We start from the raw sequence: 23,030 nt of genomic DNA, 5'->3' as shown, positions 1-23,030 counted from the left end.
TGTCACCACCGCACCAGCGCGGTTTGGATGGTCGAGCCGGGCCCCATGCTCATCAGGACGCCGAGGTCGCCGGGGCGCACCACGCCCCCGTCCAGGAGCCGCCGATAGGAGAAGAGGAAGGAACCGCTGGAGAGATTTCCGTGGTCGCGCAGCACGCTCACGGTGTGCCGCAGATCGTGTCGCGTCAGGCCGAGGTTCACCATGACGGAGTCGATGACCTTCTTTCCGCCGGAGTGCACGACCCAGTGCGCGATGTCCGTGCGCCGCACTCCCGTGCCGGCGAGCAGCGTGTCGACGGCCTGCTCGGCGTGGGCTCCGACGACGTACGGGACATCACGGTCGAGGAAGAAGCTGAACTTCCCCTGGTCTTCGTCCCAGTCGTAGCGCATCGCCTCCAGGGCCTCGGTGATGAGCAGTCCGGCGAATTTCAGGATCTGCGCACCGCCGCCGGCGTGCCCGGACGGGTGGGTGTCGTCGTCGGCGCGCACCGCGAGGCGGCCGCACCGTCGTCGCCGAACAGGCTGTTGACCACGGCGCTGCGCATCGTGTCGTCGAAGACGTACGCGGCCGGGCACGCCTCGACGCAGAGCATGATGGCGAGCTGCCCGGGGTGGGTCGCGGCCCAGCCGGCCACGGCGGTCAGCGCGTTGAGCCCCGCGTTGCAGCCCATGCCGACGATGTCCGCGCGCGCAGGTCCTCGGCAGCGCCAGCTCGCGGATGATCCGCGCGGAGAATCCCGGTGTGAGCAGTCCCGTGCTGGTCACGCACATCAAGCAGCCGACGTCGCCGACGGACGCGCCGAGCTTCTTCAGACAGCTCTGCAGGGCCGCCGAGCCCATGACGATGCCGGTTTCCCGGTGTTTGGCGAGGAGTTCGCCCTGGCTCTCCGGTCGTGGCCTGCCGGTGTCCGGGTCGATCGGCGGCAGGTCAGGTGGCGCCGTTCTATCGCGCTGTTGGTGAAGAGCGACCGGACCCGGGGGCCCGAGATGCCGTAGAGGTCGAGTACCTCGGACTGGGTGTAGGACAGGGGTGGTGCGGCGGTGGCCAGTTCGAGTATGCGGGGCCGGGTTCGGGCCAGGAGTCCCGTGGGTGCTTCGGCGGTCGTCACCGCGCACCCACCGTGTCGGACAGCACCTTGTTCTTCCGTCCCTTCACTCGGCGGCTCCGTCTTCCGGGGGGGTGCCACTGCCGCCCAGGTGATGCGAGATTCTCGCCGCGATGTCGCGCAGCGGTCCGGGCTGCGTCATCTCCTGGTGGGCGCAGTCGATTCCGTACGTCGTCATCCGCCCGTCCACGTAGGGGGCGAAATCCCGCGCCGGTGTCGGAGCGGGGTTCAGGGCGAGGTCGGCGAGGGGCTCGAAGAAGAGGACGTCGCCGTGGAACACGTCGGGCCGGTGCTCGCGTGCGAGCCGCTTTCCGGCCAGTGTCAGCTCGACCATCGCGCGGGCGGTGTCCTCCTGCATCCCGGCGAACTCCGGGTCGCTGCGGATGAGGAAGCGGGCCGCTTCGGCGATGCCGCGGGCCGCGGCCGCGACCTCGGGTGTCTCCGCGTCGACGGCATGGCCGAGTTCGCGCAGCCCCTCGCGCAGTGCCGCCGGGATGTCGTCCGCCGGGCCGGGTTCCGTCGGCCCCGGTGCGCCGTCCGGGAGCCTGGCGTCGAGCAGCGCGAGCAGCTCCACCTCCTCGCCCTCCGCCTGGAGCCGGGTCGCCATGGCGTGGGCGAGCGTACCGCCCATGGACCAGCCGAGCAGCCGGTACGGTCCCGACTTCTGTACGTCGCGGACGCGCCGGACGTAGTCGCCCGCCATCGCCGCGAGCGAGGCCGGGGCCCCGCCGCCCTCCGACAGCAGTCGGGCCTGCAGCCCGTAGACGGGCACGTCGGGCGCGAGGTGCCGCAGCAGCCCCGCGTAGCACCAGCTGAGCCCGGCGCCGGGGTGCACACAGAACAGCGGTGCCTCGCCCGCCGCCTGCGTGCCGGGCTCCGGTTCGCGCAGCGGCAGCAGCACGTCGAGGGCGTCCCGTGCCGGGGGCGAGCCCGCAAGGCGCCGGGCCAGCGCTTCGACCGTGGGTGCCTCGAAGAGGGTCCGCACGCCCGCCTCGGCGCCGAGGACGGAGCGCAGGCGGCCGACGAGCCGCGCGGCGAGCAGGGAGTGTCCGCCGAGGTCGAAGAAGCTGTCGTCGATCGTGACGCTCGGCAGGCCGAGGATCTCGGCGAAGAGGCCGCACAGCGCCTGCTCACGTGTGGTGCGCGGGCCGCGGCCCGTCGGTGACGCGGCGTGGCCGGGAGCGGGCAGGCGGCGGCGGTCGAGCTTCCCGCCGTCCGTGCGGGGCAGTTCGCCGAGGGTGACGACGGCGCCGGGCACCATGTGCTCCGGGAGGGTGGCCCGTACCCGGTCCCTGAGCTCGGCTGCCTCGCACCGCGCGCCGGGCGCGGGCACGACGTAGCCCACGAGCCGGGCGTCGCCCGGGGTGTCCTCACGGACGACGACCGCCGCGTGCGCCACGTCCGGGTGGCCGAGCAGGGCCGCCTCGACCTCGCCCGGCTCGATACGGAAGCCGCGCACCTTCACCTGGTCGTCCACGCGGCCCGCGAACTCCAGCCGCCCGTCGGGCAGCCGGCGTGCCAGGTCACCGGTGCAGTACATGCGTTCACCGGGGTGTCCGTACGTCGCCGCGAACGGGTCCGCCACGAAGCGCTCCGCCGTCAGGCCGGGCCGCCGCACATAGCCGCGCGCCAGCTGCGCGCCCGCCACGTACAGCTCGCCCACCACGCCGGGCGGTACGAGACCCAGGCGCCGGTCGAGGACGTACACCCGGGTGTGCGGCACGGGGGTCCCGATGGGCACACCGCCCGGCTCCGGGTGGGACGTTCCGCGGCAGTCCCCCACCACCACGTCCACGCTCGCCTCCGCGGGCCCGTAACAGTTGGTCAGGGTCGCGTCGAGCGTGTCGGTGAATGCGGTGACGGTCCGGCGTGTGAGGGGTTCACCGCCGCTCAGGACCCGGCGCAGCGCGGTGCACTCGGCGGCCTCGCGCGTCTCCAGGAAGGCCTGGAGCATCGACGGCACGAAGGTCGCCGTCGTCACCGCGCGGTCGCGCGTCAGCCGGGCCAGGTACTCCGGGTCGCGATGCCCTTCCGGCCGCGCCACCACGAGCGCGGCCCCGTCGATCAGCGGCCCGAGGAACTCCGGCACGAACGCGTCGAAGCTCGCCGGTGTCTTCACCAAGGCGCGGTCGGCGCCGCTCAGCGGGGCCCGCTCCCTCATCCAGCGCAGGCGGTTGGCGATGCCCCGTTGCGGGACCATCACGCCCTTGGGGCGGCCGGTCGAGCCGGATGTGTAGATCACGTACGCCGGGTGGGCAGGGCGCAGCGGTCGCACGCGCTCCACGTCGGTGGGGTCGCCCGGGTCACGGGCCGGGTCCGCGTCCGTGTCGCCCGGGTCCTGGTCCGCGCCGCGCGGCAGGTCGTCCAGGACGAGGCACGGCAGCCCGGTCTCCGGGACGGCTGCGGCTGCCGACGGACGGGTCACCACACAGCCGGGGCGGGCGTCGGCGAACATGAACGCGGCGCGTTCGGCGGGCAGACCGGGCTCCACGGGCAGAAACGCGGCGCCCGCCTTGAGCACTCCGAGCAGCGACACGAGGAGTTCCGCCGAGCGCTCCATGACCACCGCCACGACGTCCTCGGGCCCCGTCCCGTGGGCGATGAGGCGGTGCGCGAGCCGGTTGGCCTCGGCGTTGAGCTGCGCGTAGGTCGAGGTGATGTGCTCATCGATGACGGCGGTGGCCCCTGGGGTCCGGGCCACCTGCTCCTCGAACAGCTCCGCGACGCGCCGGTCGGCCGCCGGCGCCCCGAGGGGCCCGCCGTCCCCGTCGGACGTCAGCCGTGCGCGTTCGTCCGCGGAGAGCAGGTCCACGTCGGCCACCCGCAGGTCCGGATCGCGGCTGACGGCGTCGAACAGCCGGGTGAGGCGGTGTGCGACGGCTTCGACGGTGATGTGGTCGAACAGATCGGCGGCGTACGTGATGCCGCCCTCGACACCGGCCGGGGCGCCGTCAGCCGTGAACCGTTCGGTGAAGTCGAAGGAGAGGTCGAACTTCGCGGCGCTCGCCCCGGGCGCCACCGGCTCGACCCGCAGACCGGGCAGTTCGAGGGCGTCACGGGCGGTGTTCTGCAGGGTGAGCATGACCTGGAACAGGGGGTGGCGGGCCGGTGACCGGACAGGATTGAGCGCCTCCACCAACTGCTCAAACGGCAGATCCTGATGCGCGAAAGCCGCCAGATCCACCGACCGCACCCGCCCCACCAGCTCACGAAAACCCGGATCCCCCGACACATCCGCACGCAACACCAACGTGTTCACGAAGAACCCGACCAGATCCTCCAGACCCTCATCCGACCGCCCCGCCACCGCCGTACCCAGCGCGATGTCCTCCCCCGCCCCCAACCGGGACAACAACGCCACCACCCCCGCCTGCAACACCATGAACACACTCGCGCCCGAACCCCGCGCCAGCCCCACCAACCGCCCATGCGTCCCAGCCGGCACCACCAACGGCACCACCCCACCCCGACCACTCGACACCCCAGACCGCGACCGGTCCACCGGCAACACCAACTCCTCCGGCAACCCCTCCAACTCCCGCTGCCAAAAAGCCAGTTGCCTCGCACTCACACTCTCCGGATCACCCACCTCCCCCAGCAACTCCCGCTGCCACAACGCGTAATCCGCGTACTGCACCGCCAACCGCTCCCACCCCACCACCCGCCCCTCACACCGCGCCCCATACGCCCGCCCCAGATCACGCGCCAGCGGCCCCATCGACCACCCATCGGCCGCGATGTGATGCACCACGAGCAGCAGCACGCTCTCGTCCTGCGCCACCTCGAAGAGCCAGGCCCTCAGGGGCACTTCGGAGCTCAGGTCGAAGAGGTGGTCCGCCCGGGCAGCCGACTCCAGGCCCAGCTCCGCCGGGGCCACCCGCGCCACCGTGAGCAGCTCGTCCACCTCGGCCATGTCGAGCACCCGCTGATACGGCACTCCTCCCGGGGCCGGCGGGAACACAGTCCGCAGGCTCTCATGCCGCTCGACCACATCCCGCAACGCCGCCACGAGGGCAGCCGTGTCCACTACACCGCCCAGCCGGACCACCATCGGGATGTTGTACGTCGCCGACGGGCCCTCCAGCCGGCCGAGGAACCACAGCCGTCGCTGCGCGTACGACAACGGAAGCCGGTGCGGCCGAGCCTGCGCGCCGAGCGTCGGCCACGCCGGGCCACCGGCCGGGAGCCGCCCGGCGAGCGCCGCGACCGTGGGGTGGTCGAAGAGATCGTGAATGCGTGGCTCGACTCCGAGCTCGGCCCGCACCCGGCTCACCAGACGGGTCGCGAGCAGCGAATGCCCGCCCAGGGCGAAGAAGTCGTCGTCGACGGTGACCGACGGCACGCCGAGGACATCGGCGAAGATCCCGCAGAGCACCTCCTCGCGCGGCGTCCGCGGCGGTCTGCCCGCCCTCGCGTGCCGCACCCTCGGCGCCGGCAGGGCCCGTTGGTCGAGCTTGCCGGTCACGGTCAGCGGCAGGGCGTCCACGGCCACCACGGCCGCCGGCACCATGTACTCGGGCAGGTGCCCGCCGGTCAGTGCCGCGGGGTCCAGGTCGTCGACGGCCTCGCGTGCCACGCCCACGGCCGGCACCACGTATCCGACGAGCCGCCGGTCGCCAGGGCGGTCCTCACGGACGACTGCCGCCGCCTGCGCGATGTGCGGATGGGCCAGGAGCGCCGCCTCGACCTCGACGGGCTCGATGCGGAAGCCGCGCACCTTCACCTGGTCGTCGACGCGCCCGACGAACTCGAGCCGCCCGTCGGGCGCCCAGCGCGCCAGGTCGCCGGTGCGGTACATGCGCTCACCGGGCGCTCCGTGCTCCGCCGCGTACGGGTCGGCCACGAATCGTTCCGCCGTGAGCCCGGCACGGTGCGCGTACCCGCGCGCCAGACCGGTGCCCGCCACGTACAGCTCTCCGGTGACGCCCGGCGGGACGAGGCCGAGGCCCGCGTCGAGCACGTACGCCCGTGTTCCGTCCATGGGCCGTCCGATCGGCGGCGACGCGGCGGTGAGGTCCGTCTCGGCGACTGCGCCGCAGGTGGCGAAGGTCGTCGCCTCCGTCGGGCCGTAGACGTCGATCACGGTGGTGGCGGGGCAGGCTCGCAGTACCCGTGCGAGGACCACCGAGGGCACCGGTTCGCCGCCGGTCCACACCTCCTGGAGTCCGGCGAAGCACTCCGGCGCCTCCTCGGCGAGGACCCGGAAGAGACCGATCGTGAGGAACAGCGCGGTGACGCCTCGCCCGCGGACGGCCCGCTCGACTCCCGCGGGACTCAGCTCGCCCGGCCCGGCCACCACGACCGTTCCGCCGCCGAGCAGGGGCACCCAGATCTCGTACGTCGACGCGTCGAAGACGTGCGCCGAGTGGAACAGCACACGCCGGTGCGCGCCGGCGCCGAACCGCCGGTCCCCGGCCAGGCCCATGACACCCCGGTGGGTGACGGCGGCCCCCTTGGGCCGCCCCGTCGAGCCGGAGGTGTACATCACGTACATCAGACCGTCGGGCCCGGCGCCGCGCCCGCCCGGCATGTCCCCGAGGGAGGCCGGCGCGATCCCACCCGCCCCCTGAGGGTCCTCGTGCATGTGGACGCGTACGAGAGGGCCGTCGGCACCGGGACCGGCGTCCGAAGTGCCGTCCGTGAGGAGGACCGTCGCTCCCGTGTCCCGGAGGATGAAGTCGATCCGCGAGCCCGGCCACCGGCCGTCCAGCGGCACATAGACGCCCCCTGCCTTGACCACCGCGAGCAGTGCGACGATCAGGCGCGCCGAGCGCTCCACGAGCACCGCCACCGGCTGCTCGGGCCCCGCACCCGCCGCGACCAGGCGCCGGGCGAGGCGGTCGGCGCGGGCGTCGAGTTCGGCGTACGACAGCTCGGTTCCGTCCGCGTCGACGACGGCCGTCCTCTCCGGGATGCGGCGGGCCCGGGCCTCGAAGAGATCCGCGACGTTCCTGTGCGGGAGTTCCTGGCGGGCGCCGTCCCCGGCGGTGAGCAGGCGGATGCGCTCGTGCGGGTCCAGGACGGGCAGGGCACCGAGCCGCCGGTCGGGGTCGGCGGCGGCAGCGGCGAGGAGGCGGGTGAGTCGCCGCGCCATGGCTTCGACGGTGGTGTGGTCGAACAGATCGGCGGCGTACGTGATGCCGCCCTCGACACCGGCCGGGGCGCCGTCAGCCGTGAACCGTTCGGTGAAGTCGAAGGAGAGGTCGAACTTCGCGGTGCCGGGCCGGACGCCGACGGACTCGGCGGTCACTCCGGCGAGGCTCAGCCCCGCCTGCCCGTCCGCGTGCTGGAAGCCGAGCATGACCTGGAACAGGGGGTGGCGGGCCGGTGACCGGACAGGATTGAGCGCCTCCACCAACTGCTCAAACGGCAGATCCTGATGCGCGAAAGCCGCCAGATCCACCGACCGCACCCGCCCCACCAGCTCACGAAAACCCGGATCCCCCGACACATCCGCACGCAACACCAACGTGTTCACGAAGAACCCGACCAGATCCTCCAGACCCTCATCCGACCGCCCCGCCACCGCCGTACCCAGCGCGATGTCCTCCCCCGCCCCCAACCGGGACAACAACGCCACCACCCCCGCCTGCAACACCATGAACACACTCGCGCCCGAACCCCGCGCCAGCCCCACCAACCGCCCATGCGTCCCAGCCGGCACCACCAACGGCACCACCCCACCCCGACCACTCGACACCCCAGACCGCGACCGGTCCACCGGCAACACCAACTCCTCCGGCAACCCCTCCAACTCCCGCTGCCAAAAAGCCAGTTGCCTCGCACTCACACTCTCCGGATCACCCACCTCCCCCAGCAACTCCCGCTGCCACAACGCGTAATCCGCGTACTGCACCGCCAACCGCTCCCACCCCACCACCCGCCCCTCACACCGCGCCCCATACGCCCGCCCCAGATCACGCGCCAGCGGCCCCATCGACCACCCATCGGCCGCGATGTGATGCACCACGAGCAGCAGCACGCTCTCGTCCTGCGCCACCTCGAAGAGCCAGGCCCTCAGGGGCACTTCGGAGCTCAGGTCGAAGAGGTGGTCCGCCCGGGCAGCCGACTCCAGGCCCAGCTCCGCCGGGGCCACCCGCGCCACCGTGAGCAGCTCGTCCACCTCGGCCATGTCGAGCACCCGCTGATACGGCACTCCTCCCGGGGCCGGCGGGAACACAGTCCGCAGGCTCTCATGCCGCTCGACCACATCCCGCAACGCCGCCACGAGGGCAGCCGTGTCCACTACACCGCCCAGCCGGACCACCATCGGGATGTTGTACGTCGCCGACGGGCCCTCCAGCCGGCCGAGGAACCACAGCCGTCGCTGCGCGTACGACAACGGAAGCCGGTCGGGGCGGTGCCGCACGGCGCGTACCGGCGGTCGCGGCCTGCCACCGGTCTCGGGGAGTTCGCGGGCCAGCGCCGCAACCGTCTGCGCCGCGTACAGCTCCGCCATGCCCAGCTCGACTCCGAGCTCGGCCCGCACCCGGCTCACCAGACGGGTCGCGAGCAGCGAATGTCCGCCCAGGGCGAAGAAGTTGTCGTCGATCGTCACCTCGGGCAGGCCGAGGAGCTCGGCGAACAGCGCGCACAGGGTGTGTTCGCGCGGGGAGCGGGGGGCACGGCCGCCAGGGGCCGCGGCTGCGGGTCCGGGGTGCGGCAGGGCCGCGCGGTCCAGCTTGCCGTTGGCGGTGAGGGGCAGCGTCCCAAGGAGCACGATCCCTGACGGCACCGCGTGGCCGGGGAGCACGGTCCGGGCGTGGCGGAGGATCGCCCCGGTGTCCACGGGCCGCGGGTGACCGTCGTGGGCCGGGCCCCGACGACCGCCGCGTTCCGGAACGACGTACCCGATCAGTTGCTTGTCGCCGGAGCCGTCCTCCTTGACCGCCGCGACCGTGCGCGCCACGTCCGGATGGCCGAGCAACGCGGCCTCGACCTCGCCCAGCTCGACGCGGAAGCCGCGCACCTTCACCTGGTCGTCGACGCGGCCCGCGAACTCCAGTTGTCCGTCGGGCAGTCGGCGGGCCAGGTCGCCCGTGCGGTACATGCGCGCGCCGGACAGGCCGTACGCCGCCGCGAACGGGTCCGCGACGAAGCGCTCGGCGCTCAGGCCGGGGAGGTTGGCGTAGCCGCGCGCGAGGCCGGTGCCCGCCAGGTACAGCTCCCCCACCGCGCCGGGCGGCACGAGTGCCAGGCGGTGGTCGAGGACGCAGGTGCGCATACCGTCCATCGGGCGACCGATCGGCACCGTGTTCGGAACGCGGTCCGGGTCCCCGGTGAAGGTGCTGAGCGTACTGAAGGCCGTCGTCTCCGTCGGGCCGTACGCCGCCGTGATCACGGTGTCCGGGCAGGCGCGCAGCACCCCGCGGACCCCGGCCGCGGAAACGACGTCACCGCCGGTCGTCACCTCGCGCAGCCCCGTGAAGACCTGCGGTTCCTCCTCCGCCCAGACACGGAAGAGGCCGGCGGTCGCATGGAGGCGGGTCAGACCGTGCCGGGCAATGTGCTCCGCCACGGCCGCGCCGTTCAGGGGGCCCGGCGGGGCGATCACCACGCGGCCGCCGTGGACGAGCGTGGCCCACACTTCGTAGGTCGACGCGTCGAAGGCGTGGTTGGCATGGAAGAGCACTCCGTCCTGGGCGCCGTCGCGCAGCCACGGCCGGTGGGCCGCGAACGCCGCCACGGCCGCATGCGGGGTCACGACGCCCTTCGGACGGCCCGTCGACCCGGACGTGTACATCACGTACAGAGTGCTGTCGGGATGGATGAGGGCGGGCGGTGGCGTCCGGTGCGTATTGCCCTCGTCGTGGAGGGTCGTCGCGTCGTGGCCCGCGGTGACGTCGAGGACCGGGATGCCGATGTCCGGTAAGAGTTCGGCGGTGCCGTCAGTGAGCAGGAGGACCGGGCGCGTGTCGTCGAGGACGAGACGGGTCCGTGCCGGGGGTGTGTCGCGTTCGAGCGGGACGTATCCCGCACCGGTCTTGAGGACCGCGAGGAGCGTCACGACGAGGTCGGCGGAGCGGTCCATGGCCACCGCGACCAGGCGTTCGGGGCCCGCGCCCCGGGCGCACAGGCGCTGGGCGAGACGGTCGGAGAGGGTGTCGAGGCCGCGGTAGGTGAGTTCGGTGTCCCCGAAGACGAGCGCCGTCGCGTCGGGGTGCCGCGCCACGCGCGCCGCGATCAGCCGTGTCACCGTGTCCGGCCGGGCGGCCGGGCCGTGGGTGCCGTCGCCTTCCGCCAGGAGGAGTGCGCGCTCGGCCGGGGCGAGGAGGTCCAGGGCGGTGACCGGCCGCCGCGGGTCGCCGGCGGCGGCGGTCAGGAGGCGGACGAGACGCTCGGCGATGCGACGGGCGGTGTCCTCGGTGTACAGGTCGGTGGCATGGCCGAGGGTGCCGGTGATGCCGGCCGCCCGGCCGTCGGCGTCGTGCCGCTCGGTGAGGTCGAAGGAGAGGTCGAAGTGAGCGGCGGGAGTGCCGAGCGGCAGCACATCGACCTGCAGGCCGGGGAGTCGGGGGGCGGCGTCGGTGAACTTCTGGAAGGCGAGCATCACCTGGAACAGCGGGTGGTGAGCCGGCGAGCGCGTCGGGTTCAGGGACTCCACGAGCCGCTCGAACGGGAGGTCCTGGTGTGCGAGCGCCGCCAGATCCGCGTCCCGTACACGCTCCACGAGGTCCGTGAACGTCGGATCGCCGCCGGCGTCGGTGCGCAGCACGAGGGTGTTGACGAAGCAACCCACCAGATCGCTCAGGGCGTCGTCGGTGCGGCCCGCCACCGGTGTGCCGATGGCGATGTCGTCGCCCGCGCCGAGCCGGGACAGCAGGGCCACCAGCCCGGCACGCACCACCATGAACAGGCTCGCGCCCAGCTCGTGGGCGAGCCGGGTGAGGCGGCCGTGCAGCTCCGGGCCGAGTTCCAGCGGGACCGTGCCGCCCCGCCGGCTCGCGACCGGTGGCCGGGCCCGGTCCGTGGGCAGGGCCAGTTCTTCCGGAAGGCCCGCCAGCCGGTCCCGCCAGAAGGCCAGCTGACGTGCGGCGAGACTGTGCGAGTCGCCCTCGTCGCCGAGCAGTTGGCGCTGCCACAGGGTGTAGTCCGCGTACTGCACGGGCAGCGCCTCCCAGTCGGGGGCCCGCCCCTCGCGTCGTGCCGCGTAGGCCTGGCCGAGGTCGCGCAGGAGAACGCCCATCGACCAGCCGTCGGCCGCGATGTGGTGCACCACCAGGGCGAGGAGATGCTCGTCGGGGCCGGTTTCGCACAGCCAGGCCCGGAGCGGTGCCTGTTTCGTGAGATCGAACTCGTACGTGGCGAACTCGTCCAGGAGCACGGCGGGTTCGGTCTCGCCACGGGCGCCCGTGGTGGTCGGTGTCGCGTCCGTCAGGAGCTCGCCCACGTCGTCGGCGTCGAGGATCAGCTGGCAGGGCTCGCCTTCGTGCCGCCCGACCACCGTCCGCAGACTCTCGTGCCGCTCGACCAGGTCCCGCAGCGCCGCCGCCAGAGCCGCCCGGTCCAGTACCCCGCTCAGGCGCAGGGCGAGCGGGATGTTGTACGAGGCCGAGCGGCCCTCCAGCTGCCCGGTGAGCCACAGACTCCGCTGTGCGAACGATAGGGGGATCACTCAGGGTTCTCCTCTGGGGCGGGTGCGGGGTACGGCGCCACGTGCTGTGTCCGCGCGGTCAGCGCATCCTTCGCAGAGCGGGACGCTGCGTCGCGGCCGCGGCGGGCTGTTTCAGCCGCGGCTCCAGGGCTGCCACCGTCGGGTGCCGGAACAGGAGCGGGAGGTCCAGGTCCACGCCCAGGACGGAACGGACCCGGCCCGCCAGGCGCAGGCTGGTCAGGCTGTCGCCGCCGAGCGCGAAGAAGCTGTCGTCGATGGTGACCTCGGGCAGCGCGAGCACCTCGGCGAACAGGGCGCACAGGGCGCGCTCACGCTCCGAGCGCGGCGCGCGGCCGCCGGCCGCCGTGGTCCGCCCGGGGGCCGGGAGGGCCGCGTTGTCGAGCTTGCCGTTGGCCGTCAGCGGCAGGGCGTCGAGGACGACGACGGCCGAGGGCACCAGATGGCCCGGGAGGCGTTCGGCCGCCGCCTCGGTCACCTGCGCGGGGTCGATCTCGGCGGGTGCGACTCCGCGGGCCGGCACCACGTACGCAACGAGTCGCCGGTCGCCGGGCCGGTCCTCGCGGGCCACGACCGCCGCGTGCCCGATGCGTTCCTGCTCGCCGAGTGCCGCCTCGACCTCGCCCGGCTCGATGCGGAAGCCGCGCACCTTCACCTGGTCGTCGGCGCGCCCCGCGAACTCCAGCTGCCCGTCGGGCGTCCAGCGGGCCAGGTCGCCGGTGCGGTACATGCGCTCACCGGACAACCCATACGTCGCCGCGAACGGGTCCGCCACGAAACGCTCGGCGCTCAGGCCGGGGCGCTGGGCGTAGCCGCGCGCGACGCCCGCGCCCGCCAGGTACACCTCCCCCACCGTGCCGGGCGGCACGAGGCCGAGGGAGCCGTCCAGGACGTAGACGCGTGTGCCGTCCAGCGGGCGGCCGATCGGCACCGCGTCCTGGACATGGTCACCAGGGGCGAACGTCCGGCAGGTGGCGAAGGTCGTCGTCTCGGTCGGCCCGTACACGGCGACGACGGTGGTGCCCGGGCACGCGCCCAGGACGGCGCGCAGTGGCTCGGGCGGCACCCGCTCGCCGCCCGTCCACACCTCCCGAAGCCCCGCGAAACAGCCCGCCGCCTCCTCGGCGAGGACCCGCAGCAGTCCGATCGTCAGGAACATGCCCGTCAGGACGTGCCCGGCGACCAACTCCTCGACGCGGGCCGCGGTCAGCGGACCCGGCGGTGCCACGACGATCCGGCCGCCGTTGAGGAGCGGCACCCACATCTCGTAGGTGGACGCGTCGAAGGCGTGGGAGGAGTGCAGCAGGACCCGCTGGTGCGCGCCGGAGCTCAGCCTGGTGTCGGCCGCGAGGGCGATCACGTCCCGGTGCGTGACGGCGACGCCCTTGGGCACTCCGGTCGAGCCCGAGGTGTAGATCACGTACGCGAGGGCGTCCGGGTGGGCGACCGTGGCGTGGCGGCGTGCGCTGGCAGGGCCGAGGGCGCGCGGTGACCGCGCCTCGGTGAGCAGGACGCTCGCGCCGGTGTCGGCCAGGACGAAACGTCGCCGTCGCTCGGGCCAGCGCGGGTCGAGCGGCACATAGCAGGCGCCGGTCCGCACCACGGCGAGGAGCGCCACCACGAGGTCCGCCGAGCGGTCCATCGCGACGGCCACCCGGCGCTCCGGGCCCGCGCCGCACGCGAGGAGCTCGCGGGCCAGCGCTGCGGCGCGCGCGTCCAGTTCCCGGTAGGTGAGGCGGGTGCTCCCCTCCTCGACGGCCACCCGTTCGGGGGTCCTGGCCGCCTGGACGGCGAAGAGTCCGGGCAGCGTGGGGGCGGGCTGCCACCCGGCGCGGACCGGGGGCGCGCCCCGGCCCCAGTCGGTGAGGGCGCGTCCGCGTTCTTCCTCGGTGAGGACGTCCGTTCGGGCCACGAGGCGACCCGGGTCCGTCGCCGCCGTCCGCAGGATCCGGACCAGGCGGTCGAGGAGGCCGCTCGCCGTCACGGCGTCGATGAGGTCCGTGCGGTGCTCCAGGCGCAGCCTCAGCCGGTCGCCGGGGTGCGTGATCAGGGCCAGCGGGTAGTGCGTGCCTCCTCGGTCCCGCGTGCCCGTGATGCGCGGACCCGGGACGTCCGGGTCCGCGGGCGCGAGGTCGACCGGGTAGCTCTCGTGGACGACGACCGTGTCGAACAGCTCGCCGGTGCCCGTGAGACGCTGGAGTTCGGCGAGCCCGATGTGCTGATGGTCTATCAGCTGTGCCTGCTGGGCGTGAAGTCGCGCGCAGACGGCGGCCAGGCTGTCGCCGGGTGCGGTCCGCACGCGCACAGGCACGGTGTTGATGAGCAGCCCCACCATGTCCGCGACGCCGGGGAGTTCCGGCGGCCGCACCGCCACGACGCTGCCGAACACCACGTCGTCCCGCCCGGTCAGCTTGTGCAGGAGAACCCCCCAGGCGCCCTGGACCAGGGTGCTCAGGGTGATTCCGTGCGCGGCGGCGCATGCGCGCAGTTCCCGGGTGAGCCGCTCGGAGAGGTCCGTGGTGAGGTGCGCGGGCGCCTGCGCGGGCCGGTCGGCGCGAGCCACCGGCCGGTCCTGCCCGGCTCGGGCCGCCGTCGACAGGCACGTGGGCCCTTCGAGTCCGGCGAGTACCGGGGCCCAGGCCGCCCGCGTGGCGTCCTGATCCCGTTCGGTGAGCCAGACGAGGTAGTCGCGGTAGGGGCGGAGCTTCGGCAACTGCGCCGGGTCACCGCGGTGCGCGTAGAGGGTGAGCAGTTCCCGTACGAGGACGGGAACTGACCAGCCGTCGAGAAGGATGTGGTGGTACGTGAGGGTGAACAGGTGTTCCTCGTCGGCGAGTTGCAGGAGGGTGAAGCGCAGCAGAGGCGGACGGCTCAGGTCGAAGCCGCGGTCGCGCTCCTCGGCGAGCAGCCGGTCCGCGGCCGCCTCACGTGCCCGCGGCGCGTCCGTGTCCCGGCCCGTCTCCCGCAGGTCCCGCTCCTGCCACGGGGTGTCCACGTCGGAGGCGACGACCTGGACGGGCCGGTCGAGTTCCTGGTGCAGGAAGCCCGCGCGCAGGTTCGCGTGCCGGCGCAGCAGGGCCCGGCAGGCGGCGCGCAGCAGGCCGTGATCCACGGTGCCCGCCAGCCGCAGGGTCAGCTGCACGCCGTAGCCGTCCACCGTGCCCGCGGGGCCCGCTGTGCCGTGCTGGGCGTGGTACAGCAGCCCTTCCTGCAGCGGTGTCAGCGGCAGGATGTCTTCGATGTCCGCGCTCACCGCGCTGTCCTCCAGGTGTGTTCGAGCTGCTCGATCTGCTCCTGGCTGAGGGAGACCAGGCCGAGGTCGGACGGGGACCGGCCGCCCGCACCCGGCCGCTCCGCGTGACGGGCGAGGCCCCGCAGAGCCTCCAGCCACAGCCGGGCCAGTCCGGCCACCTCCGGCTCGGCGAGCAGGCCGCCGGGCCAGGAGAGGGTGGCGCGCAGGCGCGGTCCCGTCCCGTGGTCCTCGACGAGCGTCGTGATCTCCAGTACGTGGGACAGGGCCGGGCCCGGTGTGCCGTGCGGCGGTCCTGGCGGGGCGGCGACGGGGCGCCAGGGGGTGGGGGCGAGGGAGTCGGCGACGGTGAGTCTGCCCAGGTGGTTGAAGAGGATCTGCGGACGGGCGAGCGCGGCGAGCGCCGGCGCCGTTTCACTGTTCAGATGGCGCAGCAGGCCGTGGCCGACGCCGTTGTCCGGCACCGCACGCAGTTGTTCCTTGACCCGTTTGAGCGCGGCACCCAGTGCGGGGCCCCCGGCCCGGATGTCGGCCAGGTCGGTTTCGTCGTCGAGGCCCGCGTCCAGGCGTACGGGGTGCAGGGTCGTGAACCAGCCCACCGTGCGGGACACATCGGCGCCCGGCACGAGCGACGCCTCGCGGCCGTGCCCCTCCACGTCGATCAGCACGCTCCCGCCCCGGGCCCGGCCGCCGTCCCGGTGCCACGCGGTGAGGGCGACGGCGAGGCCGGTGAGCAGCACGGTGGGCACGTCGGTGCGGAAGGCGGCGGTCACCCGGTCCAGCAGCGGTTTCGTGTCCGCCGCCCGGAGTGTCACCGTGTGGGAACGAGCGGTCTCGGTCAGATCGGTCCTCGGGTCCAACGGGCGCCCGCCCAGCGGTGGTTCGGCCTCCTTGAGGAGCGCGGTCCAGAAGGGCAGCTCCGCCAGCCGTTCCGGCGCCCGCGCGTGTGCCACGAGGGCGGCGGACCAGCTCCGCAGGGAGGTGGGCACGGGCGCGAGTGCCAGCCGGTGTCCCCCGGCGACGGCCTCCCAGGCGGCGGCGAGGTCGGCGAGCAGGATGCGCCATGACACCGCGTCGACCGCCAAGTGGTGGGCGGTCATGAACAGTTGACCGTGCCGCCGGCGGCCCGCGTCGAACCATACGGCCTGCAGTACGACCCCCTCGCGCGGCCTCAGGCGGCCCGCCGCGGCCTTGGCCTCCGCGGCGACGCGCTCGCGCAGTTCCACGTCCTCCGCCCCGGCCACGTCGACCCTGCGCAGACAGCGGGCCGTGTCGACGGTGCCCGCCTCGCGGATGTGCGGGAGCCACCGCGTGTCGTCGCCGCCCAGACGCATCCGCAGCGCGTCATGGTGGTCGAGCAGGGCCCGCAGCGCCGTGGTGAGGCCCGTCTCGTCGAGTTCCGGCGGGGTCCAGACCTGCACCGACTGGTGGAAGCCGTCGACTGTGCCACCGCGCTCGCGGAGCCAGTGCATGACCGGCGTCGGCAGCAGGTCACCCGTCCCCGGCTCCGGGCCGGGCCCGGTGGGCGTGCTGTCGGTCGTCAGCTCGCGTGCCACGTCGGCGAGTTCCGCGACCGTCGGGCAGCGGAACACGTCACCGGGCGTGAGTCTGATACCGGCCGCGCGTGCCCGGCCGACCAGGTCGATCGAGAGGATGCTGTCGCCACCGAGGTCGAAGAAGCCGTCGTCGACGGTGACCGAGTCCACCGCGAGCACCTCCGCGACCAGCGCGCACAGCGTCCGCTCGCGGGCCGTGCGGGGAGCGCGGCCGCCGGGCGCGGCAGTGAATCCGGGTGCCGGCAGCGCGGCGCGGTCGAGCTTGCCGTTCGCCGTCACCGGCAGGGCGTCCAGGACGACGACGGCCGCCGGCACCATGTAGTCGGGCAGCACATCGCGCAGGGAACGCCGCACGTCCACCGGGTCGCACGCGTCGCCGCCGGTCCGGCCGGCGCCCGCGGGCACCACGTAGCCGATGAGTCGGGGCTCCCCCAGGCCGTCCGCCCGGACCACGACCGCGGCCCGCGCCACCCCTGGGTGGCGGAGCAGGGCGGCCTCGACCTCGCCCGGCTCGATACGGAAGCCGCGCACCTTCACCTGGTCGTCGACGCGCCCGACGTACTCCATTTGCCCGTCGGGCCGTCGGCGCGCCAGGTCGCCGGTGCGGTACATGCGCTCACCGGACACCCCGTAGGTCGCCGCGAACGGATCCGCGACGAAGCGCTCCGCCGTGAGCCCGGGCCGCCGCACATAGCCGCGTGCCAGCTGCACGCCCGCCACGTACAACTCCCCCACCACGCCCGGCGGGACCAGGCCGAGGCGGTTGTCCAGGACGTAGAGCCGGGTGTTGGTGACGGACTCACCGATCGGCACGGGTCCGGCGTTCGTCGCGTCGGCGGGGCGGCAGTCCCAGGCGGTGACGTCCACCGAGGTCTCGGTCGGCCCGTAGAGGTTCGTCAACGGTGCGTCGACGGTGGCGAAGAAGGCCGCCTCCAGTTCCCGGGACAGGGCCTCCCCGCTGCAGAACACCCGGCGCAGTGGCGAGGGTTCGGCAGCGCGCGGCGCCCGCAGGTAGGCCTGGAGCATCGACGGCACGAAGTGGGTCACGGTCACGCCGCGCTCGCGGATCACGTCGGCCAGGTAGTCCGGGTCCTTGTGGCCCTCAGGTTCGGCGACGACCAGCGTCGCGCCCTGCGTCATGGGCCAGAAGAACTCCCAGACGGACACGTCGAAGCCGACGGGGGTCTTCTGAAGTACTCGGTCGCCGGGGGTGAGGGGGTAGCGCTGCTGCACCCAGGCCAGCCGGTTGGCGAGGCCTTTCCGGGTCACCACGACGCCCTTCGGCTGGCCCGTCGAACCGGATGTGTAGATCACATAGGCGGGGTGGTCTCCGGGCGGGGGGGGCGCCGGGGCGGGCTCGCGGGGACCGGCCGGTACCCCGGCTTCTTCGGGGCCGGGTTCGTCCGGTACGAGCAGCGGGCACACCGCGTCCGTCAGTCCCGCGACGAAGGGCTCGCGTGTCACGACGCACATCGGGGCCGCGTCCCCGACCATGAACGCGACGCGGTCCGGGGGAAGGTGCGGGTCCAGCGGCAGGAAGGCGGCGCCGGTCCTGAGGACCGCCAGGAGCGCGACGATCAGCTCGGTGGACCTCGGCAGCGCGATTCCGACGACGCGCTCGGGGCCCGCTCCGAGCCGGGCGAGGCGGCCGGCCAGTCGGTCCACGCGGGCGTCGAGTTCCTGGTACGACAGCTCGGTGTCGCGGAAGACGAGCGCGGTGGCCCGCGGCGTGCGGGCCGTGTGGGCGGCGAAGAGGTCCGGCACCGTGCCTGCGGGGAGGGGGCCGCGGGTGTCGTTCCAGTCGGCCAGCAGGCGGGTACGCTCGGCGGGTTCGAGGATGTCGATGCCACTGAGCGGAAGGCCCTCGTCGGTGGTCACCGCGTCGAGGAGGCGCACCAGGCGCCGCGCGACGGCGGCCGCCGTGCGCTCATCGAACAGGTCGCTGGCGTACTCGACGCTGCCGCTGATTCCGGAGGCCGCGCCGTCCGGGGCGAAGCGTTCGGCGAGCTCGAAGGAGAGGTCGAACTTGACGGCGGGTGCCGGGAGCGGCTCGCGCCGCACGCGCAGCCCGGTCAGTTCCAGCTCGGCGTCGGCCACGCTCCGGAAGGCGAGCATCACCTGGAACAGCGGGTGCCGCGCCAGCGACCGCGGCGGGTTGAGCGCCTCGACCAGCCGGTCGAAGGGCAGGTCCTGGTGCCCGAACGCCGACAGGTCGCACTCCCGGACTCTGGCGAGGAGTTCGCGGAAGGTCGGGTCGCCCGAGGTGTCGGTGCGCAGCACCAGCGTGTTGACGAAGAAGCCCACCAGGTCGTCGAGGGCGTCCTCCGTGCGCCCGGCCACGGGCACCCCGAGGGGGATGTCCTCGCCCCCGCCGAGCCGGGTCAGGAGCGCGGCGACGGCGGCCTGCACGACCATGAACACGCTGGCCCCGGCGTCGCGTGCCAGCCGCCCAATCCGGTCGTGCAGCCGCGCGTCGAAGACCAGCGGCACGGAGCCGCACCGGTGGGAGGCGGCCTGCGGGCGCGGGCGGTCGTAGGGCAGGGCCAGTTCCGGCGGCAGACCCCCCAACGCCGCCCGCCAGTAGGCGAGTTGCGATCCGGCCAGGCTGACCGGGTCGTCCGGTGCGCCGAGCAGTTCCCGCTGCCAGAAGGTGTAGTCCGAGTAGCTCACGGGCAGCGGCGGCAGGTCGGCGCGGCTCCCCGCACGGCGGGCCGCGTACGCCGCGGACAGGTCGCGCAGCAGCGGCGGCACCGACCAGGCGTCACCCGCGATGTGGTGGACGACCAGGAGCAGGACGTGCTCGCCGGGGGCGACGGCGAACAGCGTGGCGCGCAGGGGCACCTGGCGGGTGAGGTCGAAGCCGCGTGCGGCCTGCGCGGCGAGCAGCCCAGGCAGCTCGGCGGGGTCCGACTCGACCACGTTGAGCGGCGGCCCGCTCTCCCCGCCGTCCAGGACCCGCTGGTGCGGCAGGCCGTCGGGGCCCTGGGGAAAGACGGTGCGCAGGGGTGGGTGCCGGTCCGACACGTCGGCCAGCGCCCCGGCGAGGGCGGGCCGGTCGAGCGTCCCCGAGAGCCGAAGGGCCAGCGGCATGTTGTAGGTCGCGTTCGAGCCCTCCAACTGCGCGATGAACCACAGGCGGCGCTGGGCGTACGACAGCGGTGGCGGAACCCGCAGGGCCGCGGGGGACGCGGGCTCCAGCGGCGGCCGTACCCGTTTCGCCCCCGCCAGGTCCTGGGACAGCGCGGCGACCGTCGGCGTGTCGAACAGGGTCCGCATCTCGAGCTCCAGGCCGAGCCGCGAGCGCACCCGCCCTGCGAGGCGCGTGGCCGTCAGCGAGTGGCCGCCCAGGTCGAAGAAGCTGTCGTCGATCCCTGCCCGCTCGACACCGAGGACGTCGGCGAAGAGCTCGCACAGCACCGCCTCCAGCGGGGTGCGGGGCGCACGCCCCGGCGTCTGCGTGCCGAAGCGGGGCACGGGCAGGGCGGCGCGGTCGAGTTTGCCGTTCGCCGTGATCGGCAGGGCGTCCAGGACGACGACGGCCGCCGGCACCATGTAGTCCGGCAGCTGCCGGGCCAGCGCGGCGCGCAGCTCCCCGGGGCGCGGTGGGCCGCCGGAGCCGGCCGTGGCCGAGGGCACCACGTACGCGACGAGCCGCTTGTCCACCCCCTCCGGCCGCCGCGCCGGGCCGGATCCCGCCGTCGGCACGCCGAACTCTCTTACCAGGACGACCGCTTGGCCCACCCCGGGATGGCGTCTGAGCGCCGACTCGACCTCGCCGGGCTCGATGCGGAAGCCGCGCACCTTGACCTGGTCGTCGGCGCGTTCCAGGTACTCGAGCGTGCCGTCCGCCCGCCAGCGGGTCATGTCTCCCGTGCGGTACATGCGCTCGCCCGGTCCGCCGAAGGGGTCGGCCACGAACCGTTCGGCGGTCGGCCCGGGGCGCCGCCAGTAGCCGCGGGCCAGACCCGCGCCCGCCAGGTACAGCTCGCCCGGGACGCCGATGGGGACGGGGCGCAGCCGCGCGTCCAGGACGTGGGCCCGGGTGTGGTCCATGGGGCGGCCGATCGGCACGGCGTCGGGCACCGGGTCGGTGGCGGTGAACGGGATGTGAGTGGCGAAGGCGGTGGTCTCCGTCGGCCCGTAGGTGGAGCGGATCACCAGGTCCGGACAGGCCCGCTGCAGGGCGCGGACCGCGTCCGCCGAGACGATGTCGCCGCCGGTGGAGATCTCGCGCAGCCCGGCGAAGATGTGGGGCGCCTCCTGGGCGAGCACCCGGAAAAGACCGGCGGTCGCGTGGAAGTTGGTGGCCCGGTGGGTGGCGATGAGCCGCCCGATGTGCGCGGCGGTGGGTGGCCCTGCCGGCGCCACAACCACGCGTCCGCCGCGCAGCAGGGGCACCCAGAGTTCGTACGTCGAGGCGTCGAAGGCATGGTTGGCGTGGAAGATCACGCTTTCGGCGACGGCGTCGCTCCAGCACCGGTCGAGCGCGAAGGCGGCCACGCCCGCATGGGTGACCGCCACGCCCTTGGGCCGGCCGGTCGACCCGGAGGTGAACATCACGTACGCCAGGGCGTCCCCCGGCACGTCGATACCGAGGTCGGCCGAGGCCCCCTCCCCGGCCCCGTCGCACTCGCCGGTCTCGCCGGTTCCGCCGTTCTCGTCGTCCGGATCCGCCTCGATCACGGGCAGGTTTCCCGCAAGGGCCGCCCCGTGCCCCGCCGCCAGGGCGTCGACGAGGAGCAGGCGCGCCGCTGTGTCGTCGAGGATCTGCCGGGACCGCTCCTCGGGGTGGGCGTGGTGCAGCGGCACGTAGCCCGCACCGGCCTTCAGCGTCGCGAGGATCGCCACCACGAGCCGCGCCGAGCGCTCCATGAGCACCCCCACGAGATCGCCGGGCCGCAGGCCCCGCGCGACGAGGAGCCGGGCGAGCCGGTTCGCCCGCGCGTTCACCTCGCCGTAGGTGAGGGTCCGTTCCGAGTCGACGAGCGCCGTGTCCTCGGCGTGGAGCGCGGCCCGGCGCTCGAAGAGCCGCGCGAGGTTCTCCGTCGGCGGAGGTGTGTCCGGCCCGGGATCGCGCCATGTGCGGAGCAGTCGGCGCTCCTCCCCGACGAGCACGTCGACGTGGGCCAGGGGCTCGTCGGGGGTGCGTGCCAGGGCGTCCAGGTACGCGGTGAAGCGCTCGCGATGACGGGCGAGTTCCGTAGCGTCGTACACGGCGGGGTTGGCTTCGAATTCGATCAGGATGCCGCCGCTGCCGTCCTGTGTGCCGACGGCGACGATCGACAGGTCCTTGACCGGCCCCGTCATGACCTGGTGGCGGGTGACGCGCAGGCCGGCGAAGGCCGGTGTCTCCTCGAAGGCGACGGTGTTGACGGACACCGCGTACAGGTCGTGCGAGACGCCCAGCAGGCCCAGTTGCGCGCGGAGTTCCTCGCCCCTGTAGCGCTGGTGCCCGATCGCGTCGCTGACGCGTCCGCGGGTCTGGGCGACGAGCTGGGCGAACGTCGTCGTGGCGTCGAGGGCGAGGCGCAGCGGCAGCACGTTCACCGCCATCGACGGGGTGGCCGCGGCCGCCCGCCCCACGCGTGCCGCCAGCGGCAGCCCGACGACCACCTCGCGCGCACCGTCGAGCCGGTGCAGATACGCGGCGTTCGCGGCGACGACGAGCAACGACCAGCGGCCCGCGGCGCCCGGCACCGCGTCGAGGAGTCCGCTCACCCGCTCCCCGGACAGTCGTACGGCGCTGCGCAGCACGGCCGCCGAGGGCGCGGCGGTGCGTCCGGCGAGAGTGACGGGGGCGGGTGCCCCGCCGAACTCGCGCAGCCAGTGCGCACGGTCGCGCGCGTGGCGCGGGGAGAGACGGTACTCCTCGTCCTCGGCGAGAAGGTGATCCAGCGGGGCGAAGGGCCCGGCGCCGGGGTCACGGCCCGCCGCCAGGGCACTGTAGAGGTCCGCGAGGCGGCGCAGGTAGAGGTTCTGGCCGTAGCCGTCGAGGACGATGTGGTGGTAGCGCAGGTGCAGCCAGGCCCGGTCGTCGGCCAGCCTGAGCAGGGTGTGCGCGGCCAGCGGGTCGCGCCCGGGATCCATGGGGGTGGCCAGGTCGGCGTCGGTCCAGGCGTGGGCGGCGGCTTCGGCGCCGGAGGGCTCCGCGCGCAGGTCGACGACGGGCAGCGGCTCCTCGGGAACGTCGGCGATGCGCAGGCGCAGTTCGTCCCCGTACGTGACAAAGCGCGCCCGCAGGCTCTCCGCCTCCGTGAGCGCGCGCCGCACGGCCGCACGCAGCGACGGGATGTCCAGGTGGCCTTCGAGAGCCAGGCGGACACAGCAGTTGTACAGCGTGCTGTCGGGGTCCAGTTGGTGGGCCAGCCAGATGCCCTGGTGTGCGGCGCTCGCGGCCCGGTACGTGTTCGGGTCTGACACCCCGCCAGTCTCGGGGGGCCCGGCATGCGCGCCCTATCGGCGCGTTATCGCTCAGCCCTGCCCCTCCCGCCGGCCTGCGTGGAGCGG

At 73.9% G+C, this 23,030-nt stretch carries 3 protein-coding genes and 1 pseudogene; all 4 read right to left on the bottom strand.

Going from position 1 to position 23,030, the window contains the following annotated elements; all coding sequences use genetic code 11:
- Nucleotides 1-2 precede the first annotated feature (2 nt).
- Nucleotides 3-1,057, bottom strand: a pseudogene (dpgA, locus tag A4E84_RS45860) (3,5-dihydroxyphenylacetyl-CoA synthase DpgA).
- Nucleotides 1,058-1,151: 94 nt separating this feature from the next.
- Complete coding sequence (locus A4E84_RS32865; protein WP_062930027.1) at nucleotides 1,152-11,720, bottom strand: non-ribosomal peptide synthetase; 10,569 nt, start codon at nucleotides 11,718-11,720, stop codon at nucleotides 1,152-1,154.
- 58 nt (nucleotides 11,721-11,778) lie between these two features.
- Nucleotides 11,779-14,970 carry a non-ribosomal peptide synthetase gene (locus A4E84_RS32860; RefSeq protein ID WP_062930026.1) on the bottom strand — a complete coding sequence of 1,064 codons (3,192 nt, stop codon included), beginning with the start codon at nucleotides 14,968-14,970 and terminating at the stop codon, nucleotides 11,779-11,781.
- A complete protein-coding gene (locus tag A4E84_RS32855; RefSeq protein ID WP_062930025.1) occupies nucleotides 14,967-22,943 on the bottom strand; it encodes a non-ribosomal peptide synthetase in 7,977 nt (2,658 codons plus the stop codon). Before A4E84_RS32855 ends, A4E84_RS32860 begins: the two co-directional genes overlap by 4 nt.
- Nucleotides 22,944-23,030: the final 87 nt, after the last annotated feature.

Source organism: Streptomyces qaidamensis, assembly GCF_001611795.1.
Classification (GTDB): domain Bacteria; phylum Actinomycetota; class Actinomycetes; order Streptomycetales; family Streptomycetaceae; genus Streptomyces; species Streptomyces qaidamensis.
The sequence above is the reverse complement of the archived record's forward strand: the minus strand, read 5'-3'. Positions and strand labels throughout refer to the sequence as shown.